Raw genomic sequence first — 16,403 nt, 5'->3', positions numbered from 1 at the left:
CGGGTGTTGTGCTATCCTAAATTTCATGAACGAGCGTTCGCTGCAGGACATCCTCGAGTGGGTGGTGCTGGGCCTCTTGATTGCCGTAGCGGTACTGGTTGTGCTGTGGGTGGGGGGCTGGCTCTTTACATTCCTGGGCGCTCTCCTGAAAGGGCTGGCCGGTATTGTGTGGGCGCTGCTGCGGGTGCTGGTTCCGGTGCTGATTGTGGTCGCGGTGGTCTATTTTGTGCTGCGCTTTGTTCAAAAACCTAAAACTGCCTAGACGATGGGCTAGAACGCCCGCCGGTGGGGTCGCCCCGACCCTACCGGTTTGTTTTTATTACGCTCTGCTAGGGGCTTCTTTGCTCTCTGGAGGTTGTAAGGAAGAGTAGCCTAGACGCGGTTATCTTCGTACAGCTCGAGCACCTTCTCCACCGTCTGGGCATAGGCTTTGCGGAGGGGCTCGAGGCCCTCCAGCGGGGGTGTGGCGGGCTGCTCTGCCGGGGCTGTGGCCTCCAGGGCCTCGCGGAGGCCGGGATACACCCCGGCCCCCACCAGGGCCAGAATCCCCGCCCCCCGCGCCGCGCCTTCATCCCCCACCACCCGGTGGATGGGAACCCCCAGGGCCCCTCCTGCCAGCGCCAGCCATAAATCGGAGGCCGAGCCGCCCCCGGTGGCCAGCAGCCGCCGGGCCCCGGCCAGGGGGCGCATCACCCGATAAACCTCGCCCAGGCTGAGCGCTACCCCCTCCAGCACGGCGCGCACCAGGTGGCCCCGGCGGTGGGCCAGGGAGAGGCCCAGGAAGGCCCCGCGCAGGTGGGGGGCCAGGTAGGGGCTGCGCTCCCCGGCCAGAAAGGGCAAGAAGTACAGGCCCTCGCAGCCCAGGGGGGCCTGCAGGGCCTCCTCGAGCAGGGTTTCCAGGCCCACCTCGGGGAAGAGGCCCCGCAGCCACTCCAGGCTGCCCGCCGCGCTGAGCGTCACCCCCAGCAGGTGGTAGCCCCCGTCGGCGTGGGCAAACAGGTGCACCCGGCCCTCGGGCTCGGGGATGGGCTGTTCGGTGGGGATGAAAATCACCCCGCTGGTGCCCAGGGAGAGGCTGCCCACCCCTGCGCGGTAGCGCGAGACCCCCAGGCCCAGGGCGGCGGCGGCGTTGTCGCCGGCCCCGGCCACCACCGGGATGCCTGCCTTGAGCCCGGTGGCCTGGGCCCAGGCCGGGCTCAGGTAGCCCACCACCCGCTGGCTTTCGCCCACCTCGGGGAAGAGGTCGGGGGAGAGCGCGAGGGCTTGCAGCACCTCGCTGTCCCAGCGTCGTTTTGCCAGGTTCAGGGCCCCCACGCCCGAGGCATCGGAATACTCGGTGGAGCGTGCACCGGTCAGCAGGAAGGCCAGGTAGTCCTTGGGCAACAGCACCTTGTGGAGCCGCTGGAATAGCGCGGGGTGCTGGTTTCGGAGCCAGAGCAGCTTGGGGAGCTGGAAGCCGGTCACCGCCCCGTTGCCGGTGCGCCGGATGAGCTCGCTGCGCGGGATGGCCTGTTCGATCTGCTCGACCTCGAGGGCGGTGCGCTGGTCGTTCCAGAGCGGGGCCGGGCATAGGGGGTTCCCGGCTTTGTCCAGGAAGACCGCCCCGTGCATCTGGCCCGAGAGCCCGATGCCCACCACCTCGGCCCCGCCCAGTTGCTCACAGAGGGCGCGCAAGGCTTCCTGGGCGGCGCGGGCCCAGTCCAGGGGGTCTTGCTCGGTCCAGCCGGGGCGGGGGGTGTGGAGGGGGTAGCCCGCCCGGGCCTCGGCCACCTTCTGGCCCCTGGCGGAAAGCGCCACCGCCTTGAGGCCGCTGGTGCCCAGGTCGAGGCCCAGCACCAGGCTCATCCCCGTACCCCCAGCAGGTGCTCTACGGCGAGCTGGTCGAGCTGTTCCAGGGCATAACCGCGGCTGCGGCGGGCCTCGGGCAGCTCGAGCTGCTTGAGCCGCTGGGCTTTTTCCCGGCTGTAGGCTCCCAGCAGGGCCTGGGGCTCGGGGTCGGCCTGGTAGTAGGCCTCGAGCAGGGCCTTCACCTCGGGGTCGGCCCGGAAGGCCTGGGCTTTCTCCTTCAGAATCAGGTAGGTGCGCATGCAGCCCCTGGCAAAGGCCCAGACCCCGGCCTCGTCCTCGGTGCGCAGGGCGTGGGCGTCGAAGTGGCGGGGGCCGTCGTAACCGCTGGCCTCGAGCAGATCCACCAGGAAGAACGCGGCCTTGAGATTCTCCGAGCCAAAGCGCAGATCCTGGTCGAAGCGGCTCATGCGCTGGTCGTTCAGGTCGATGTGGAAGAGCTTGCCCATCTCCAGGGCCTGGGCCACCGCGTGCACGAAGTTGAGCCCGGCCATGGTCTCGTGGGCGAACTCGGGGTTGAGGCCGAAGCGGTGCGGGTGCTTCAGGGTGCCGATCAGGGCCAGCATGCTGCCCACGGTGGGCAGGTAGATGTCGCCTCGAGGCTCGTTGGGTTTGGGTTCCAGGGCAAAGCGGTAGTTGTAGCCCTGCTCCTCGGCATACTCGGCCATAAAGTCGAGGGCCTCGCGGAACCAGGCCCATACCCGCGGGGCCTTGCCGGTGGCATCTACCTCGGCCCCCTCCCGCCCCGGCCAGACCACGTAAATCTGGGCCCCCAGTTCGGCGCCCAGGTCGAGGGTCTCGAGGCTCTTCTTCAGGGCGTAGGCCCGCACCCAGGGGTCGGGGCTGGTCAGGGCCCCATCCTTGAAGGCCGGGTCGGAGAAGAGGTTGGCGGTCACCATGGGCACCTTGAGGCCGGTGTCCTGCAGGGCCTTCTTGAAGCGGCGCAGGATGGCCTCGCGCTCGGCCGGGGGCGTGCCGCGGGGGATCAGATCCTCGTCGTGCAGGTTGACCCCGTAGGCCCCCAGCTCGGCCAGCCTGTACACCACGTAGTCGGGCTCGAGCCGTTCCCGCACGGCCTCGCCAAAGGGGTCGCGCCCGATGTTGCCTACCGTCCAAAGGCCAAAGGTGAACTTGTGTTCGGGTCTGGGTTCGTACATTATGCCTCCTCGTAGCTCATCTGCTCCATAAACACGTCGGCGGCCAGCGCGCCCACCCCCAGCAGGGCGGCCTCGCGCCCCAGGGGTGAGATGGTGATCTGGGCGGGGTCGTGCACTGCCAGGGCGTAGCGGGGGAGCCGGGCCTGTGCTGCCCGCAGCAAAGCCTCGCCGGTGGCCTCGACCAGGGGCCCGCCCAGCACGATGCGTTCGGGGTCGAGGGCGGCCAGCACCATGGCCGAGAGCTGGGCCAGCCGCTCGGCCATCTCGTTCAGGCGGGCTGGGCTGGGGTCTTCCTGCCAGCGGCGGTAGCTCAGGAAAGCCTCGGCGCAGCCCCGCTTGCCGCAGCGGCAGGGGGGGCCTTCCGGGTCGAGGGGGATGTGCCCCACCTCGCCGGCGTGAAAGCGGGCCCCGTGGTATACCTTGCGCTCCACCACCACCCCGCCCCCCACGCCCACCCCCAGGCTCAGGTAGACGCAGTGCTCGAGGGCCAGCCCCCCCAGGGCATAGAGCCCGTAGGCGGCGGCGTTGGCCTCGTTTTCCACTACCGCGGGAGTCCCTGCCAGGCCCAGCGACCCAAGGGCCTCCTGGAAACGCTCGAGCAGGGGCAGGTCGGCCCAGCCCAGGTTGGGGGCCAGGGTCAGGTGGCCCTGGGCGGGCTCGAGCAGCCCTGGCAGCGCAAGGCCCGCCGAAAGCACCCGCACCCCCGGCAGCAGCGGGGCGGTGTGTTGCTGCAAAAGGGCCAGGGCTTCATCCAGTTGCGGGGGGGCTGGGGGCAGCACCACCCGGGCCCGCACCTCACCCTTCAGGTTCAGAAGGGCCACGGCCATCCGGTCTACGTCAATTTCCCAGGCCAGCACCAGATGGCGCTCCTCTTCGACCTCGAGGGCCACCGAAGGGCGGCCCTGGCCGGTGGGGGGCAGGGGGCGCTCGGTCAGGAGCCCCTCGCTCAACAGCTCGGCCACCACCTCGGTCACCGCCGAGGGCGAGAGGCCCAGCTTACGGGCCAGCCTGAGCCGGGAGATGCCGGCCTCGGCCCGGATGGCCTGCAGGATGCGCGCGCGGTGCCAGCGCCGTAGCTGGCGGGTACCGCCCAAAGGGGTGTGCTCGGGGGACTTGGCCATCTGGTGTGCTCCGACAGGGCTCCACTATTTATTTCTCGACTAAAAATAACAACTTTTAAACAAGGTGTCAAATAAAGCCCCACCCTGCACAGCTCGAGGCCGGTATGCTGGCTACCTTTGCAAGGCCGGGATGTTGGTTAATCTGAATGCATGCAGAGGCACCGTATCCCCCTGTGGCGTTGGCTATCGGGAGCTGGTTTGCTGCTGATAGTAGGCTTATTGCTGGCCCAGCCCCTCACCCCCGAGGGCCGCTTTGCTCTGGCCATGATCCCCCACCACGCCCAGGCAGTTGAACTGGCTAGGATTCTGGAGCCTCGAGCCACCGACCAAAACCTGCGCTACTTTGCCCAGGATGTAGCCCAGACCCAGGCCGCCCAGATTGCCCAGATGCGGCGCTGGTTGCCGTGGTGGCGGCAACTGACCATTGGTTTTGAGCGTCCCAGCCCCCAGGCCGCTGCGGCCATGGGCATGGCCTCGGAGCAGGAAATCGCCGAGCTGCTGGCCCTGCAGGGCCGCGAGGCCGAGATCCGATTTTTGCAGCTCATGATCCGCCACCACCAGGGGGCGCTACCCATGATTGAGCAAGGGCTGGCCGAGGTGCAGTCCCCAGGCCTCCCGCGCCGGCTTATCGAGGCCATGGGTCAGAGCCAGGCAGGTGAAATTCAGACGATGAAACGCTGGTTGTTTGAGCGCGGGGGAACGGTACTTCCCTTTGAGCCCACCGCCAAGCCCATGCATAACCACTAGTGATCTAGCTGCCTGATAGGCGGCTGTGTGGCGGGACAATTGTCCTAATGGTGTATCCTGGTGCCTTCTGGCAGAATAGTGGCACTGCCCCCAGGAGGGGTCTTTTCCTTATGCCAAACCGTCGGTTTACCTTTTACGCTTGGGGGGTGGTGGTTTTTACCCTGGTGGTCATCTTATGGGGAGATGTGGTGCAGGCCACCGGCTCCGGCGATGGCTGTGGCGCTCACTGGCCTACCTGTAATGGTGAAGTGTTGCCCATGTTTAGAGGCCTCGAGACCTTTATCGAGTTTTTCCACCGGATTACCAGTGGCCTCTCGCTGCTTCTGACCATTGGGCTTCTGGTCTGGTCGCGCCGGGCTTTTCCCAAGGGCCATCTGGCCCGGCTGGGGGCCGGTCTCTCCATGCTCTTCATGATCACCGAGAGCCTGGTGGGGGCCGGACTGGTGCTGTTTCGGCTGGTAGGGGAGGACGCCAGCGTGGCGCGGGCTATTGTGGCTCCCATTCACCTCATCAATACTCTTTTCCTGATTGGTTCGTTGACGCTCACCGCCTGGTGGTCGGGCCACCCCGAACACCGCCCGGTCTGGAGAGGCCAGGGGCTGGTGGGCTGGGCCCTGGGTTTGGGCTTCGTGGGGATACTGGCGGTGGCTGCCTCGGGTGCCCTGACCTCGCTGGGCGACGCCCTATTCCCGGTTCGCAACACCGCCGAAGCGGTGGGAAGAGCGCTCACGCCCGGTGAGCATTTCCTGGTACAGCTTCGCATCTACCACCCTTTTATTGCCGTTTTGGTGAGTGTGTACATGGTGCTGGTAGCCAACCTGATTGCGCTGCTCCGCCCCAGCCGCTATACCAAGCCATTTGCCTGTGTGGTCGGGGCTTTGTTTATTTTGCAGCTAGGGGCGGGTTATCTTAACGTGCTGCAAGCAGCGCCGTTGTATACCCAGCTTCCCCACCTCTTGCTCTCCGACCTGGTCTGGGTTACCTGGTTGCTGCTCTCGGTCACGGCCTTGAGCCTGGCTTATCCTGCAAGGCCGCCCACGTCGGAAGTTGCCCAGGCGAGGTAAACTGCTATGGTGGTTCCTGTTGCCCATCCCGAACGCGCAACCTGGCGCGACTATTTCTGGCTAACCAAACCTCGAGTGATCAGCCTGCTGCTCTTCACCACCCTGATGGCCATGTTCATCGCCGCAGGCGGATGGCCGGGGCTGGGTCTGTTTGTGGTGGTGTTTGTGGGCGGTTACATGGCTGCCGGTGCGGCCAATGCCTTCAACATGGTTATTGACCGTGACATTGATAGCCGCATGAAGCGCACGGCCCAGCGCCCCACCGTCACCGATAGAATTAGTAGCCGCGATGCCACGATTTTTGCGACGGCTTTGATGCTGCTTTCCTTTTTGTTGCTGTGGTGGGGCGCCAACCTAACCACCGCCCTCTTGGCAATGGCCGGGCTGGGCTGGTATGTGCTGATCTATACCCTCTACATGAAGCGCCGCTTCTGGAGCAACATCGTAATCGGTGGGGCCGCCGGGGCTTTCCCGCCGTTGGTCGGCTGGGCCGCTGTAACGGGGGATGTGAGCCTCTTCGCCTGGTATCTGTTCCTGATCATCTTTTTCTGGACGCCCGTGCATTTTTGGGCCCTCTCGCTCATGATTAAGGACGACTATGCGGCGGTGGGTGTTCCCATGCTGCCGGTGGTGCGCGGGGAGCGGGAAACGGCCTACCAGATCTGGCTTTATGCTATCCTGACAGCCTTAATTACCCTCATTCCGGTGCTGATGGGTGAATTGCGCTGGTTTTATCTGATAGCAGCGCTGGTGCTCAATGGCTTGCTCTTGGTGCGTAGCCTGCGCTTATACCAGACCCTGGAGCGAAGCTGGACGCTTTCGCTGTATAAATACTCGATGTTATACCTGGCATTACTATTTGTTGCGATGGCCGTAGATCGAGCTATGTGGATGTAGGTAAAATACCCTATCGGGATAGGGTATTTTGTGAATAGAATCGAATACCCTAAAATGATTCCAAACAACGTAGGTTAGAATACCCCAAGATCGAGGGAGGATGTAGGAATGCTGCAACGAAGTCTAGGTCTGATAGTTCTGCTGCTGCTGGGTTTGACGCTGGCCGCCGAGCCAGGCCAGGCCGGGGGCCACACCCTGAACATCCTGGATCGGGATGCCTCGGCGTTTAACCGCGAGGTTCGGGGGTTGTTGGCCTGGGTTATGGGTTTTGCGGCCCTGGTGTTTGTGGTGGTAACCGGGGCGCTGATTTACGTAACTGTCAAGTTCCGTCGTACCGGCAAAGAGACCAGTGAACCCGAGCAGACGCACGGCAACGATCGCCTCGAGGTGGCCTGGACGGTAATCCCCACGGTGATCGTGCTCATCATCTTTGGCCTTACCGCCCAGAGCATGTTCAAGCTGGATCGCCCGACACCGGGGGCCATGGTGGTGGAGGTGCGGGGCTGGCAGTTCTGGTGGGACTTCCACTACAAGGATTACGGGGTTCGCAACTCCAACGAGCTGATTCTGCCGGTCGGCAAGCCGGTGCGCTTCGAGATTACCGTGGGGGATGGCACCAACTACGACGTGATTCATTCCTTCCGCATCACCAGCATGGTGGGAGCCCGGGACGCCATTCCGGGCGTGGTCACGCACATCGAGGTAACCCCGGAGAAAATTGGCACCTACTACGGCCAGTGCGTGGAGCTGTGCGGGGCCTCCCACGCCAACATGCGCTTCAGGGTCAAGGTGGTGTCGCAGGAGGAGTTCGACCGCTGGATTGAAGGGGCCAGGGCCTTCCAGGCTGCTACGCCCACCGATCCGACCTTGGTACGGGGACAGGAACTCTACAAGCAGCAGTGCGCGGCCTGCCACGCCATTAAGGGGGTTTCCCAGGGGGCGCCCAACAACCCCGACCTGACCTTCTTTGGCAACCGCACCACGGTGGGGGCTGGAATGTGGCCCAACGTGCCGGAGTACCTCGAGCCCTGGATTAAAAACTCCCCCGGCATGAAGCCTGGCGTCAAAATGCCGGCTTTCACCAACCTATCCGACGAGGATGTAAAGGCCATTGCGGCTTATCTGATGAGCCATAAAGTAGAAGGCCTCGACTTTAGCAAGCTGGAGAAGTTCTAACGGGAGGACTGAACGAATATGGCTGTTGCAACCCCACAAAGTCAGACTGCGGCCCGCCTGGGTTTTTGGGCAGCCGTCTGGGATTTGCTTACCACCAGTGACCACAAGAAGGTCGGGATGATTTATCTGGTCACCTCCTTCGTGGCTTTTGGGCTTTCCGGCCTGATGGCGGTGGCCATCCGCTGGCAGTTGGCAAGCCCCGAGCAGCAATTCCTGGTAGGCGAGGCCTACAACCAGGTGCTCACCCTGCACGGCGCTACCATGCTCTTCTTTTTCATCATCCCGGCAGGGCTGGCGGGTTTTGGGAACTTCATTCTGCCCTTGATGCTGGGTGAGCGGGACGTGGCCCTGCCGCGCATTAACGCCTTTGCGGCCTGGCTATTCGTGTTCTCGGCGGTGCTCATCTACACCTCGCTGTTCTTTGGCGGCGCGCCGGATGTGGGCTGGACCTTCTACTACCCCTTCTCGCGCACCACCGGCCTGGGCACCGATTTCTTCATGATGGGCGTGTTGCTGGTAGGGTTGTCGAGCCTCTTGGGTTCGGCCAACTTCGCAGCTACGGTCTACAACCTGCGGGCCAAGGGGATGGGCCTGTGGAAGATGCCCATCTTCGTGTGGGGTATCTTCGCTACCTCCATGCTTTCCCTCTTCGCCCTGGCCGGCATCACCGCGGCCAGCCTGACCGTGCTGCTCTCCCGTAAGCTGGGTCTGAGCCTCTTCGACCCTGGCATCGGCGGTGACCCGGTGCTCTTCCAGCAGTTCTTCTGGTTCTACTCCCACCCGGCGGTGTACATCATGCTGCTGCCCTACCTGGGCATCGCCGCCGAGGTGGCCTCGACCTTCGCGCGCAAGCCGGTCTTCGGTTACCGCTTTATGGTGTTTGCGCTGGTGGGCATCGCGGTGGTGGGCTTTCTGGTCTGGGCGCACCACATGTTCACGGTGGGCGAGAGCCTCTTGTTCCAGCTGGTCTTCGTGTTCTTCACCGTGCTGGTGGCGGTGCCTACCGGGGTAAAGATCTTCAACCTGCTGGGTACGTTGTGGGGCGGGCAGCTCGACTTCAAGACCCCCCTGCTTTTTGTGATGGGCTTCATGTTCAACTTCCTGCTGGGGGGGATTACCGGGGTCATGCTGGCGGTGGTGCCCTTCGACTACCAGGTGCAGGACAGCTACTTCGTGGTGGCCCACTTCCACAACGTCTTGATGGCTGGCTCGGGCTTCCTGGCCTTTGCTGGGCTGTACTACTGGTGGCCCAAGATTACCGGGCGCATGTACCCCGAGTTCTGGGGTAAGGCGCACTTCTGGCTCTTCTTGGTGGGCTATCTGATTACCTTCATGCCCCAGTACGTGCTGGGCTTCCTGGGGATGCCCCGCCGCTACTACACCTACCCCGACGGGCTGTACCTGTGGAACGAGCTCAACTTCGCCTCTACCGTTGGCGCCGTGATTCTGGCCCTGGGCGGCATTGCCTGGCTCATCGCCATGATTCAGAGCTTCCGCCAGAACGTGAAGGCCCCCGACAACCCCTGGGGGGGGTATACCCTCGAGTGGGCCACCTCCTCACCGCCGCCCTCGTATAACTTTGCCGTGCAGTTCCCCACTGTCTTCAAGTCCGAGCGGCCTCTCTACGACTGGGAAAAAGAGGGCCTCAAGCCGACCCCGGTAGACCCGGCCACCATCCACCTGCCGGCCCCTACCGTCTGGCCGTTCATGACCGCGGTGGGGCTACTGATTACCAGCATTGGGGTTTCGCTGGCTCCCAACCTGGGCAATGCCGCGGTGGGCGGCGTTGCGGGCTGGGGTGGCTGGCTGGCGGTGGGCCTGGTGCTCTTTATTTACAGCCTCTTCCAGTGGGCGCTGCGTAAAGAGTACGACCACCCGGTGGTGCACCACACCGTCACCGGCAAGTCCAACGCCTGGGTGGGGATGGCCTGGTTCATCGTCTCGGAAATTGCCCTCTTCGGCATTCTGATTGCGGGCTACCTGTATCTGCGCCTTACCGGTGCAGCGGTGCCGCCCGAGGAACACCGCCCGGCCTTGTGGCTGGCCTTGCTCAACACCTTCTTCCTGGTCGCCAGCTCGTTCACCGTTCACTACGCCCACCACGACCTGCGCACCAACAAGTTCTCGCCCTTCAAGCTGGGGATGCTCATCAGCATTCTGCTGGGTGTGGTCTTCTTCCTCTTCCAGATCTGGGAGTTTGCCGTTGCCTCGGGGCACTACGTGGAAGCCCTGAACGCTGCCGGCCAGTCGGAAGCGGCCCAGAAGGCGGCCCTGTGGTTCACCGCTTTCTTCCTGATTGTGGGTCTGCACGGGGCGCACGTAGTGATTGGCGGTACGGGCCTCACCCTGGCTTACGCCCAAGGCTTGGCGGGCAAGATTGATAGCCACGAGCAGGGCACCCTCGAGGGCTCCTCGATGTACTGGCACCTGGTGGACGCAGTCTGGTTGTTTATCGTGACCATCTTCTACATCTGGTAGTTTCCCACGAACCGAGGGCCGGAATACCTCCGGCCCTCGGCTTTTTTGGTGTGCCCACGCTATAGACAACTTTGGGCCATTTGCCTATAATCTCTAAGGCTGCTGGGAGTTGCTTGCTCCGCAAGCCAAAAAACCGGACCGCTAGCTCAGTTGGTAGAGCAACCGACTTTTAATCGGTTGGTCACAGGTTCAAGTCCTGTGCGGTCCACCAAGTCCAGGACGAAGAAAACCGGGGTCACACAAACCCCGGTTCTTCGCTTTTACGGTGATTTTACGGTTTATGGGTTCAGGCTTGCGCCCTGGGTTGGAGCAGGTCTTCTGGGTCAATCACAAAGCCCTGTCGCTCATGCTGGAGCAGATGCCGGTACACCCCCAGGGTGATGTTCGGGTTGGCGTGGCCCATCCGCTCGGATACCAGCTCGAGGGGTGCGCCATTAGCCAGCAGGTGGGAACCGTAGCTGTGCCGGAGGTCATGCACTCTGACGTGGGGGATTCCTAGTTTTTTCGTAACCCTGGTCAGCAGGTGAGCAGGGGCCCGGTAGTCCAGGGGCTTGCTGGGGTCATCCCCAGGGAAGACCCACATCCCAGTCGGGGGGTACTCTCCCAGCCTCTCCCTCCACCAGTCCCGGTAGGCCCTCAGCCGCTCCAGCGTGGCCCTGGGGATTGGTACAGTCCGAGCGCTTGTGTGGGTCTTGGGTAGGGTGATGCGGTTTGCGCTGTAGGCCCTGGACACCCTGAGCACCCCGGCCTCGAGGTCTACATCCTGCCACTGCAAGCCCAGGGCCTCGCCCAAACGCAACCCACAGGCCAGCATCAGGCGCAACGAGAGGGCGGTTCTGGGGTCACTGTGAGCGTCCAGGGCGCTGAGCAGAGCTTGCACCTCATGGAGCTCGAGAGCCCTCCCAGCTTTGGTCTTGGCCTGGTCACGGGGGGCCTTGATCTTCACCGGCTCCGCCGGGTTGCGGTGAATGAGCTCCATGTCCAGGGCATCCCGGCATACCTGCCAGAGTCTTTGCCTGACCTGCCTTACGGTGCGAAGGCTGTAGCGTTTGCCCAGGTCATCCAGCACTGACCGGATGTGGGAAGGGGTGACTTTCTGCAAGGGCAGGCTACCCAGGGGGTCGCGGGCCTGGGGATTCTTGACGCTGGGGAGGGCATAGCCTAGCTCTTGCCTGTAGAGCTCTACCGTCCTGGGCCTGACCTCTTTCTCTTTGCGCTCGAGCCAGCGCATGGCCCAGTCCTTCAGGGTGACGCTGGAGGGGTTGGCAAGCAGCCCCTTGTGATAGAGCGTGGCCTGTTCTGCTAGCCATGCCTCAGCCTCTTTCCGGGTCTTGTGGTAGCCGCGCACCCGGAGGGGCTTACCTTCAGCATCAAAGCCCAGGTTCAGTTCGGCGCACCAGCGGCCAGAGCCTTTGTGGTAGTAGGTTGTTCCTGAACCCTTACCGCGCTTTCTAGGCATGGCTACCTCCCTTGCAGGGCCTCCACCCCGGCCATGAAGACCTCCCCGCGCTCCTGGGGGGTCATCTCCAGCAGGCGTTTCGCCCATGGCTCGTGCAGGCGGACGCGCACCAGCACACTTCTCTCCCCCGGCTTCAAGGGCGTGTTGAGCCCTAGCTGCTTGAGCCGTACTTCCTTGGGCTGTCTAACCCGGTGTAAGTTCTGTCCTCTTGGCATACATCACTATTTTATCACTGTGTTCTCAATGGTCAAAGTGCGCTTATGGCAATAAACGAACATTTTGCCGGTGTTGTTTCACGTGTTGTTTCACGTAGTGTTTCACGGCAGTTGGTCATCCTGGTACTCCTGTTCAACCGTTGAACGTCAGTTTTTTTATTGCGACAAATTCCGACATTATTCCAAAGGCCATACGGTGGCTACCTCCACTTCCCCGCGATAGATGCGTATCTCATGGGCTTGGGGAAACTGTGCCGCCCAGCGCCCTACCGCCCCTGGTAGCCAGGTGATGGGGACGGCCTGGCTTACCCGACCACGCCCTATGTCAAAAGCCAGCGTGACTTCCCCGCTCACCCCCTCGAGCGCTCCGGGTAGGGCCTCGAGCAAAGCCCCCCAGGTGGGGAAGCTCCAAAACGCGGCGGTATGCGGCGGAATCGTGCCGCTATGTGCCGGAATCGTTGCACCCACCAACCCGTTAGACTCCCGTACCAGCCGCAACAGCCGGTGCTCCCCGGTGTGGAGGGCCTCCACCTGCACGCCGTGCGCTTTGGCGTGGTGCTTCAACCACAAGGACAGGGCTACCGGGTTAGCGGGCCAGGGGTCTACCCGGTGGGGCTCGAGGGCGGCGAAGAGCTCGGTAGGGGTTCCCTGCCAGGCTCCAACCTCGAGCATCCCCAACAGGGCAGCGGGTAGGTGGGGGTACCTATGCGGCATGGCCCACCCCCTCCCTGCGTCGTACCACTGCCACAGGTTGGTTTCCCGCATACAGGGCCACCCGCTCCCGTGGCTCGGGATAGTAGCGGCGTACTTTGTTCAGGGCCTCGAGCAGCCACCCCTCGGGGGTGTGGGTGGGCATACCGGGCCAGCGAGCGTGGGCCTCGAGTTCCGCCCGGCTCGGGCGCACCAGCCGGGCCACCACCTCCCGGTCTACCTCCACAGTCAGTAAGGAGTGGGCTATCGCCTCGAGCTTTTCCACCAGTTGGGGCAGCCGGGAGAAGAGGGCGGGCCAGGGGGTCATAGCACCACCTCCCAGTCACCCCCCTCTTCCTCTTGCTCTTGCGTAGAAAGAGTAGGGTTGGAAATGTCACAAACGTCATGAATGTCACCAGTGCGTCCTGCACGCGATTCTTCAAGTGACGTTTGCCCGTTGGAAATGACATTTGAAATGTCATCCGGCGGGGGGGTGACATTTGCGGTGACGTTTGAAATGTCATTGTGGGTGGGAAATGTCACGGTGTGATTTGCGTCCTGCACGGGGTTTATGACACCAATGACATTTGTGACGTTTGTACCCCCTACTTTTTCTATGACCCAGCGGCGTTTGTCCCCTTGGCGGGGTAGGGGGGCAACCTGAATCCCCACCTTGCGTAGGGCGGGGGCTGTGCGCTTTAGCCAGGAAGCCATAGCGTGGGGGGTGCGAGGCCAGCCGGGTGGGGTTTTTTTGTCCTCTCCCCGCAATGCGTTCAACCGCTCGAGCAGTTCCCCGGCGCTTCCCTCAAAAGCCCCCTCCTCCAACAGCCGCAGCAACAGAGGGTATAGGGGTTCATTGTCCAAACCAACCCGTACCGACTCCGCCCGCATCTCCGCAAAGGCCTGCTCAAACGCTCCGGGGCGCGGGGCATAACCCGACTCAGCCGCCAAGGCCCAGCGGGCGAAATCCGCCAGGCGCACGTTAGGGGTGCGGGTGCGGGGTAGTTCACGCAGGGCCAGGGCGGTAAGGTCAAGCAACCCGCCTAAGGCTCGAGGGTGGGCCTCCTGGAAATCAGCCCACAGTTCAGCCTCGGGCTGGTGCTGTTCGAGGGGGGGCAGGTGCAACAGGATAGAGCGATCTACCAGGTCTTGCTGTGTCAGGTAATCGGTAATCCCGTTGAGGATTACCGGGCGTTTGGCCTTCAAAAACGCCTCATCATCGTTGGTATAGAGTTCCCTTGTTCGCAGCATCCCACCCGTAGCCAGCTTGCACAGGTCATCACTGAACCAGGGCGGCAAGCCAGATACGTTGTCAAAAGCCAGTACGTGACTGTGCTTAGCCGCGACAAACAGGTCGCGGGACTCGCGGGGGATACTGCTTACATCTCCCGAAGGGTCTACAAGCCGCTGTAGCGTGCGGGCCAGGGTGCTTTTTCCGCTTCCCTGCTCTCCCGAAAGGGCCAGCACCGGGTAAGGGCCACCGCTCAGCGTCCCCAGCGTCCAGGCCACTACCAGGGTGTAGGAATCTTCACCTAAGGCCCAGGGGTTCAGAATATCCCTCAACGCCCCCACCCCTCCCTGTATCGGGATGGGCAGGGCTCCGGTGGCTTTGCTACGCCGGAAGCGCACCTCGGGGGGCAGAACGGCCCAGCCCTCAGCGGTGACGCGCACGGCCTGCCAGTTCGGTCGTCCTAGGTCGACCCACACCGCCCCGTCCTGGTGGGCTACCCGCAGGTACACCGGGTGCTCAGCTTTGGAAAACAGCGCTTTGGCCTCCACAGCGACTAAAGCATCCAGCAGCGCTTGCGCGTTGGGAACCCCACCCCGCTCCTCGTAGTACAGCCGGGTGAGCCAGAGTCTGAAGGCCCTCGAGCGCACGGGCCAGTTTTCCGCGTGGTCTTCCACCCGCAAGGTGGCCCAAGCGTCTCCCTCCCCGTCCCTCCACAGTTCGCTGTGCTCAAGGGCCAGCCGGGTGAGGATTTCCTTAGCGGCGGTGGGCTCGGCCTCCTCACCCCTCTTGGCGTGCTCTTTGAAGGCCTTCTGCAAAGTTCCCGCTCCCACCCCTAGCCTGCTTGCGGCTTTCTTGAGCAGCAGGTCTACGCTCACCGGGTCGAGACTTTGCAAGCCCTCGAAGAAAGCGGCTCTTTGCTCGGGCCAGGTCTCGGGGGTCAGCCCCTCGAGTAGTCCCACCACCTGCTGGTGGGACTCGCGGGGGTCAGCGGGTGGGGGGTTTTGCCCAGCACTCACCCTACCCCGCTCATCAGCGGGCAGTTTCAACGGCGCATCCAGCCCGTACCTCAGCCCGTCCCGTGCGGTGGCCTCAGCCTCGGGGTGGGGTAGCCCGGCCTGCACCCCAGCCGCAGTCAGGGCGCGGGTGGCCTGCTCAGGGTCCAGCCCCAGGTGCACGTAGCCCCCCGCCATTCGGGCATAGGAGAGCAGGGTGTTATGCCGCACCCCTTCAGGGGCAGCCGCTACCCGCTCACAGGCCCAGCGCAAGAGCCCTTCCAGGCGGCGGGTCAGCTTGTCGTCCCTCAAGCCCCGGAAGTTCACGGGCTGGTACTCAGGTGGTGGGGGTGGGGGCTCGGGCAGCAGACGCTTTAGCAGCCCCTCGGGGGGCAGGGGCAGTTCAGTCGGGGGCAGCAGGGGGACTTCCCAGCTATAGCCCCCGTTTGGTAGCTCGGTAGGGGCAGCCGCAAGGTACGCTTTGCCCAGGCCGCGCAAGTCCAGCCCCGGCATCTTCCGGGTGCTGCTGGTGAGGCTTCCTATCAGACTTTTAGGCAGCTTCAGGAAGACATGCACCCCGCCCCGAGGGGTTCGCTGCCGGGGGGCCTCGGCTAGCTCGGGGTATTCAGCCCGCAGCTGCTCCCACACCTCGAGCGTGTCGAAGTCGAGCCCCAGCACCTCAGCCGGGGGCAGGATGCCCACCCCGGCGGTGGGCACAGCCTGCCACCAGCGGCGCAACACCTCGGGGTTGGTGGTGGCATCGCGCAGCCCGTGGGGCACCAACCGGCTGTGCGGGCGCTTCTCACCGGGCAGCAGGGGCAGCACCGCATACCCCAGCCGGGCGTACTCGAGGGCGGCCTGCAGAAGAGGGTTAGACATGCCGCACCCCTTCCACGAGCTCGTCAATCAGCCGGGAAGCCTCGAGCCGATTAGCGGGTGTCGGGCCACGGTAGCCCAGGCGGTTCAAATAGGCGAGTTGCCTGTCTGTGGGTGGGTTTTGCTCCATCCAGCGCTCTATGGCTTCCTCAGCCCGCCCCTCCCGAAAACGGCGCTTCTCCTCGGGGGACAGACTCTCCCACCACAAAGCCCAGCGTGCCCCGGCTAGCAGGGCCTCGAAGTCCAGTTCGGCCAGCAACCTCAAGGTGTGGGCGGCCTCGTTCCAGGTGCGACGGGCGGCCTTCTCGAGGGCGTAGCTCACCGCCTGGTGAGGCTCGGAGCACCCGGCGCGCACCGCCTCGAGCAGGCTGTTAGCGGCGGTGCTCCGTTGCTCGGGGGGAAAATACGCCAGGTAGGTCAACCGGTCGCGTAGAATGTCGTTAGGGATTCCCACA

Annotated in this window: 13 protein-coding genes, 1 tRNA gene and 1 pseudogene; 6 read left to right on the top strand and 9 right to left on the bottom strand. The window is 63.6% G+C overall.

From position 1 onward, the window contains the following. Window positions 1–25 precede the first annotated feature (25 nt). Window positions 26–262, top strand: a complete 237-nt coding sequence (locus tag Q0X18_RS10795) for a hypothetical protein (RefSeq protein WP_297562182.1) — start codon at window positions 26–28, stop codon at window positions 260–262. 110 nt (window positions 263–372) lie between these two features. Here Q0X18_RS10795 and xylB read toward each other — a convergent pair whose 3' ends face one another. The 3 genes from xylB to Q0X18_RS10780 are packed head-to-tail and all read right to left on the bottom strand — an operon-like array spanning window position 373 to window position 4,123. After that, window positions 373–1,845, bottom strand: coding sequence for a xylulokinase (xylB, locus tag Q0X18_RS10790; protein WP_297562179.1), 1,473 nt, complete (start codon window positions 1,843–1,845; stop codon window positions 373–375). Further along, window positions 1,842–3,002: a xylose isomerase gene (xylA, locus tag Q0X18_RS10785; protein WP_119361806.1), complete on the bottom strand. Its 1,161-nt coding sequence runs from the start codon at window positions 3,000–3,002 to the stop codon at window positions 1,842–1,844. The genes xylB and xylA overlap by 4 nt, the downstream gene beginning before the upstream one ends. Next, entirely contained in the window at window positions 3,002–4,123 is a 1,122-nt protein-coding gene (locus Q0X18_RS10780; protein WP_297562174.1) for an ROK family transcriptional regulator, read from the bottom strand. The genes xylA and Q0X18_RS10780 overlap by 1 nt, the downstream gene beginning before the upstream one ends. Window positions 4,124–4,273: 150 nt before the next feature. Here Q0X18_RS10780 and Q0X18_RS10775 point away from each other — a divergent pair, with 150 nt between their 5' ends. The 5 genes and pseudogenes from Q0X18_RS10775 (at window position 4,274) to Q0X18_RS10755 (ending at window position 10,696) form a co-directional block, all read left to right on the top strand. Beyond that, window positions 4,274–4,870 carry a DUF305 domain-containing protein gene (locus Q0X18_RS10775; RefSeq protein WP_297562171.1) on the top strand — a complete coding sequence of 199 codons (597 nt, stop codon included), beginning with the start codon at window positions 4,274–4,276 and terminating at the stop codon, window positions 4,868–4,870. Window positions 4,871–4,980: 110 nt separating this feature from the next. Then, window positions 4,981–6,831, top strand: a pseudogene (locus Q0X18_RS10770) (heme o synthase). A gap of 108 nt (window positions 6,832–6,939) precedes the next feature. Beyond that, window positions 6,940–8,007 (top strand): cytochrome c oxidase subunit II, encoded by a 1,068-nt coding sequence (coxB, locus tag Q0X18_RS10765; RefSeq protein WP_297562168.1) that lies wholly within the window; start codon window positions 6,940–6,942, stop codon window positions 8,005–8,007. Window positions 8,008–8,025: 18 nt separating this feature from the next. Then, window positions 8,026–10,485, top strand: coding sequence for a cbb3-type cytochrome c oxidase subunit I (locus tag Q0X18_RS10760; RefSeq protein WP_297562166.1), 2,460 nt, complete (start codon window positions 8,026–8,028; stop codon window positions 10,483–10,485). 135 nt (window positions 10,486–10,620) lie between these two features. Then, window positions 10,621–10,696 (top strand) — tRNA-Lys (locus Q0X18_RS10755). Between the two features lie 75 nt (window positions 10,697–10,771). Here Q0X18_RS10755 and Q0X18_RS10750 read toward each other — a convergent pair. The 6 genes from Q0X18_RS10750 to Q0X18_RS10725 all read right to left on the bottom strand — a co-directional run bounded on the left by Q0X18_RS10750 (window position 10,772) and on the right by Q0X18_RS10725 (window position 16,402). After that, window positions 10,772–11,944, bottom strand: a complete 1,173-nt coding sequence (locus Q0X18_RS10750) for a site-specific integrase (RefSeq protein ID WP_297562164.1) — start codon at window positions 11,942–11,944, stop codon at window positions 10,772–10,774. Window positions 11,945–11,946: 2 nt separating this feature from the next. Continuing rightward, on the bottom strand, window positions 11,947–12,159 hold the full coding sequence (locus tag Q0X18_RS10745) for a hypothetical protein (protein ID WP_063843353.1): 213 nt from the start codon (window positions 12,157–12,159) through the stop codon (window positions 11,947–11,949). 177 nt (window positions 12,160–12,336) lie between these two features. Further along, window positions 12,337–12,873 (bottom strand): hypothetical protein, encoded by a 537-nt coding sequence (locus Q0X18_RS10740; RefSeq protein WP_297562159.1) that lies wholly within the window; start codon window positions 12,871–12,873, stop codon window positions 12,337–12,339. After that, window positions 12,863–13,177, bottom strand: coding sequence for a hypothetical protein (locus Q0X18_RS10735; RefSeq protein WP_297562157.1), 315 nt, complete (start codon window positions 13,175–13,177; stop codon window positions 12,863–12,865). Before Q0X18_RS10735 ends, Q0X18_RS10740 begins: the two co-directional genes overlap by 11 nt. After that, window positions 13,174–15,951 carry a bifunctional DNA primase/polymerase gene (locus Q0X18_RS10730; RefSeq protein ID WP_297562154.1) on the bottom strand — a complete coding sequence of 926 codons (2,778 nt, stop codon included), beginning with the start codon at window positions 15,949–15,951 and terminating at the stop codon, window positions 13,174–13,176. Before Q0X18_RS10730 ends, Q0X18_RS10735 begins: the two co-directional genes overlap by 4 nt. Further along, window positions 15,944–16,402 (bottom strand): hypothetical protein, encoded by a 459-nt coding sequence (locus Q0X18_RS10725; RefSeq protein WP_297562152.1) that lies wholly within the window; start codon window positions 16,400–16,402, stop codon window positions 15,944–15,946. The genes Q0X18_RS10730 and Q0X18_RS10725 overlap by 8 nt, the downstream gene beginning before the upstream one ends. Window position 16,403: the final 1 nt, after the last annotated feature.

This window comes from Meiothermus sp., assembly GCF_026004075.1.
Taxonomy (GTDB): Bacteria; Deinococcota; Deinococci; order Deinococcales; family Thermaceae; genus Meiothermus.
The sequence above is the reverse complement of the archived record's forward strand: the minus strand, read 5'-3'. Positions and strand labels throughout refer to the sequence as shown.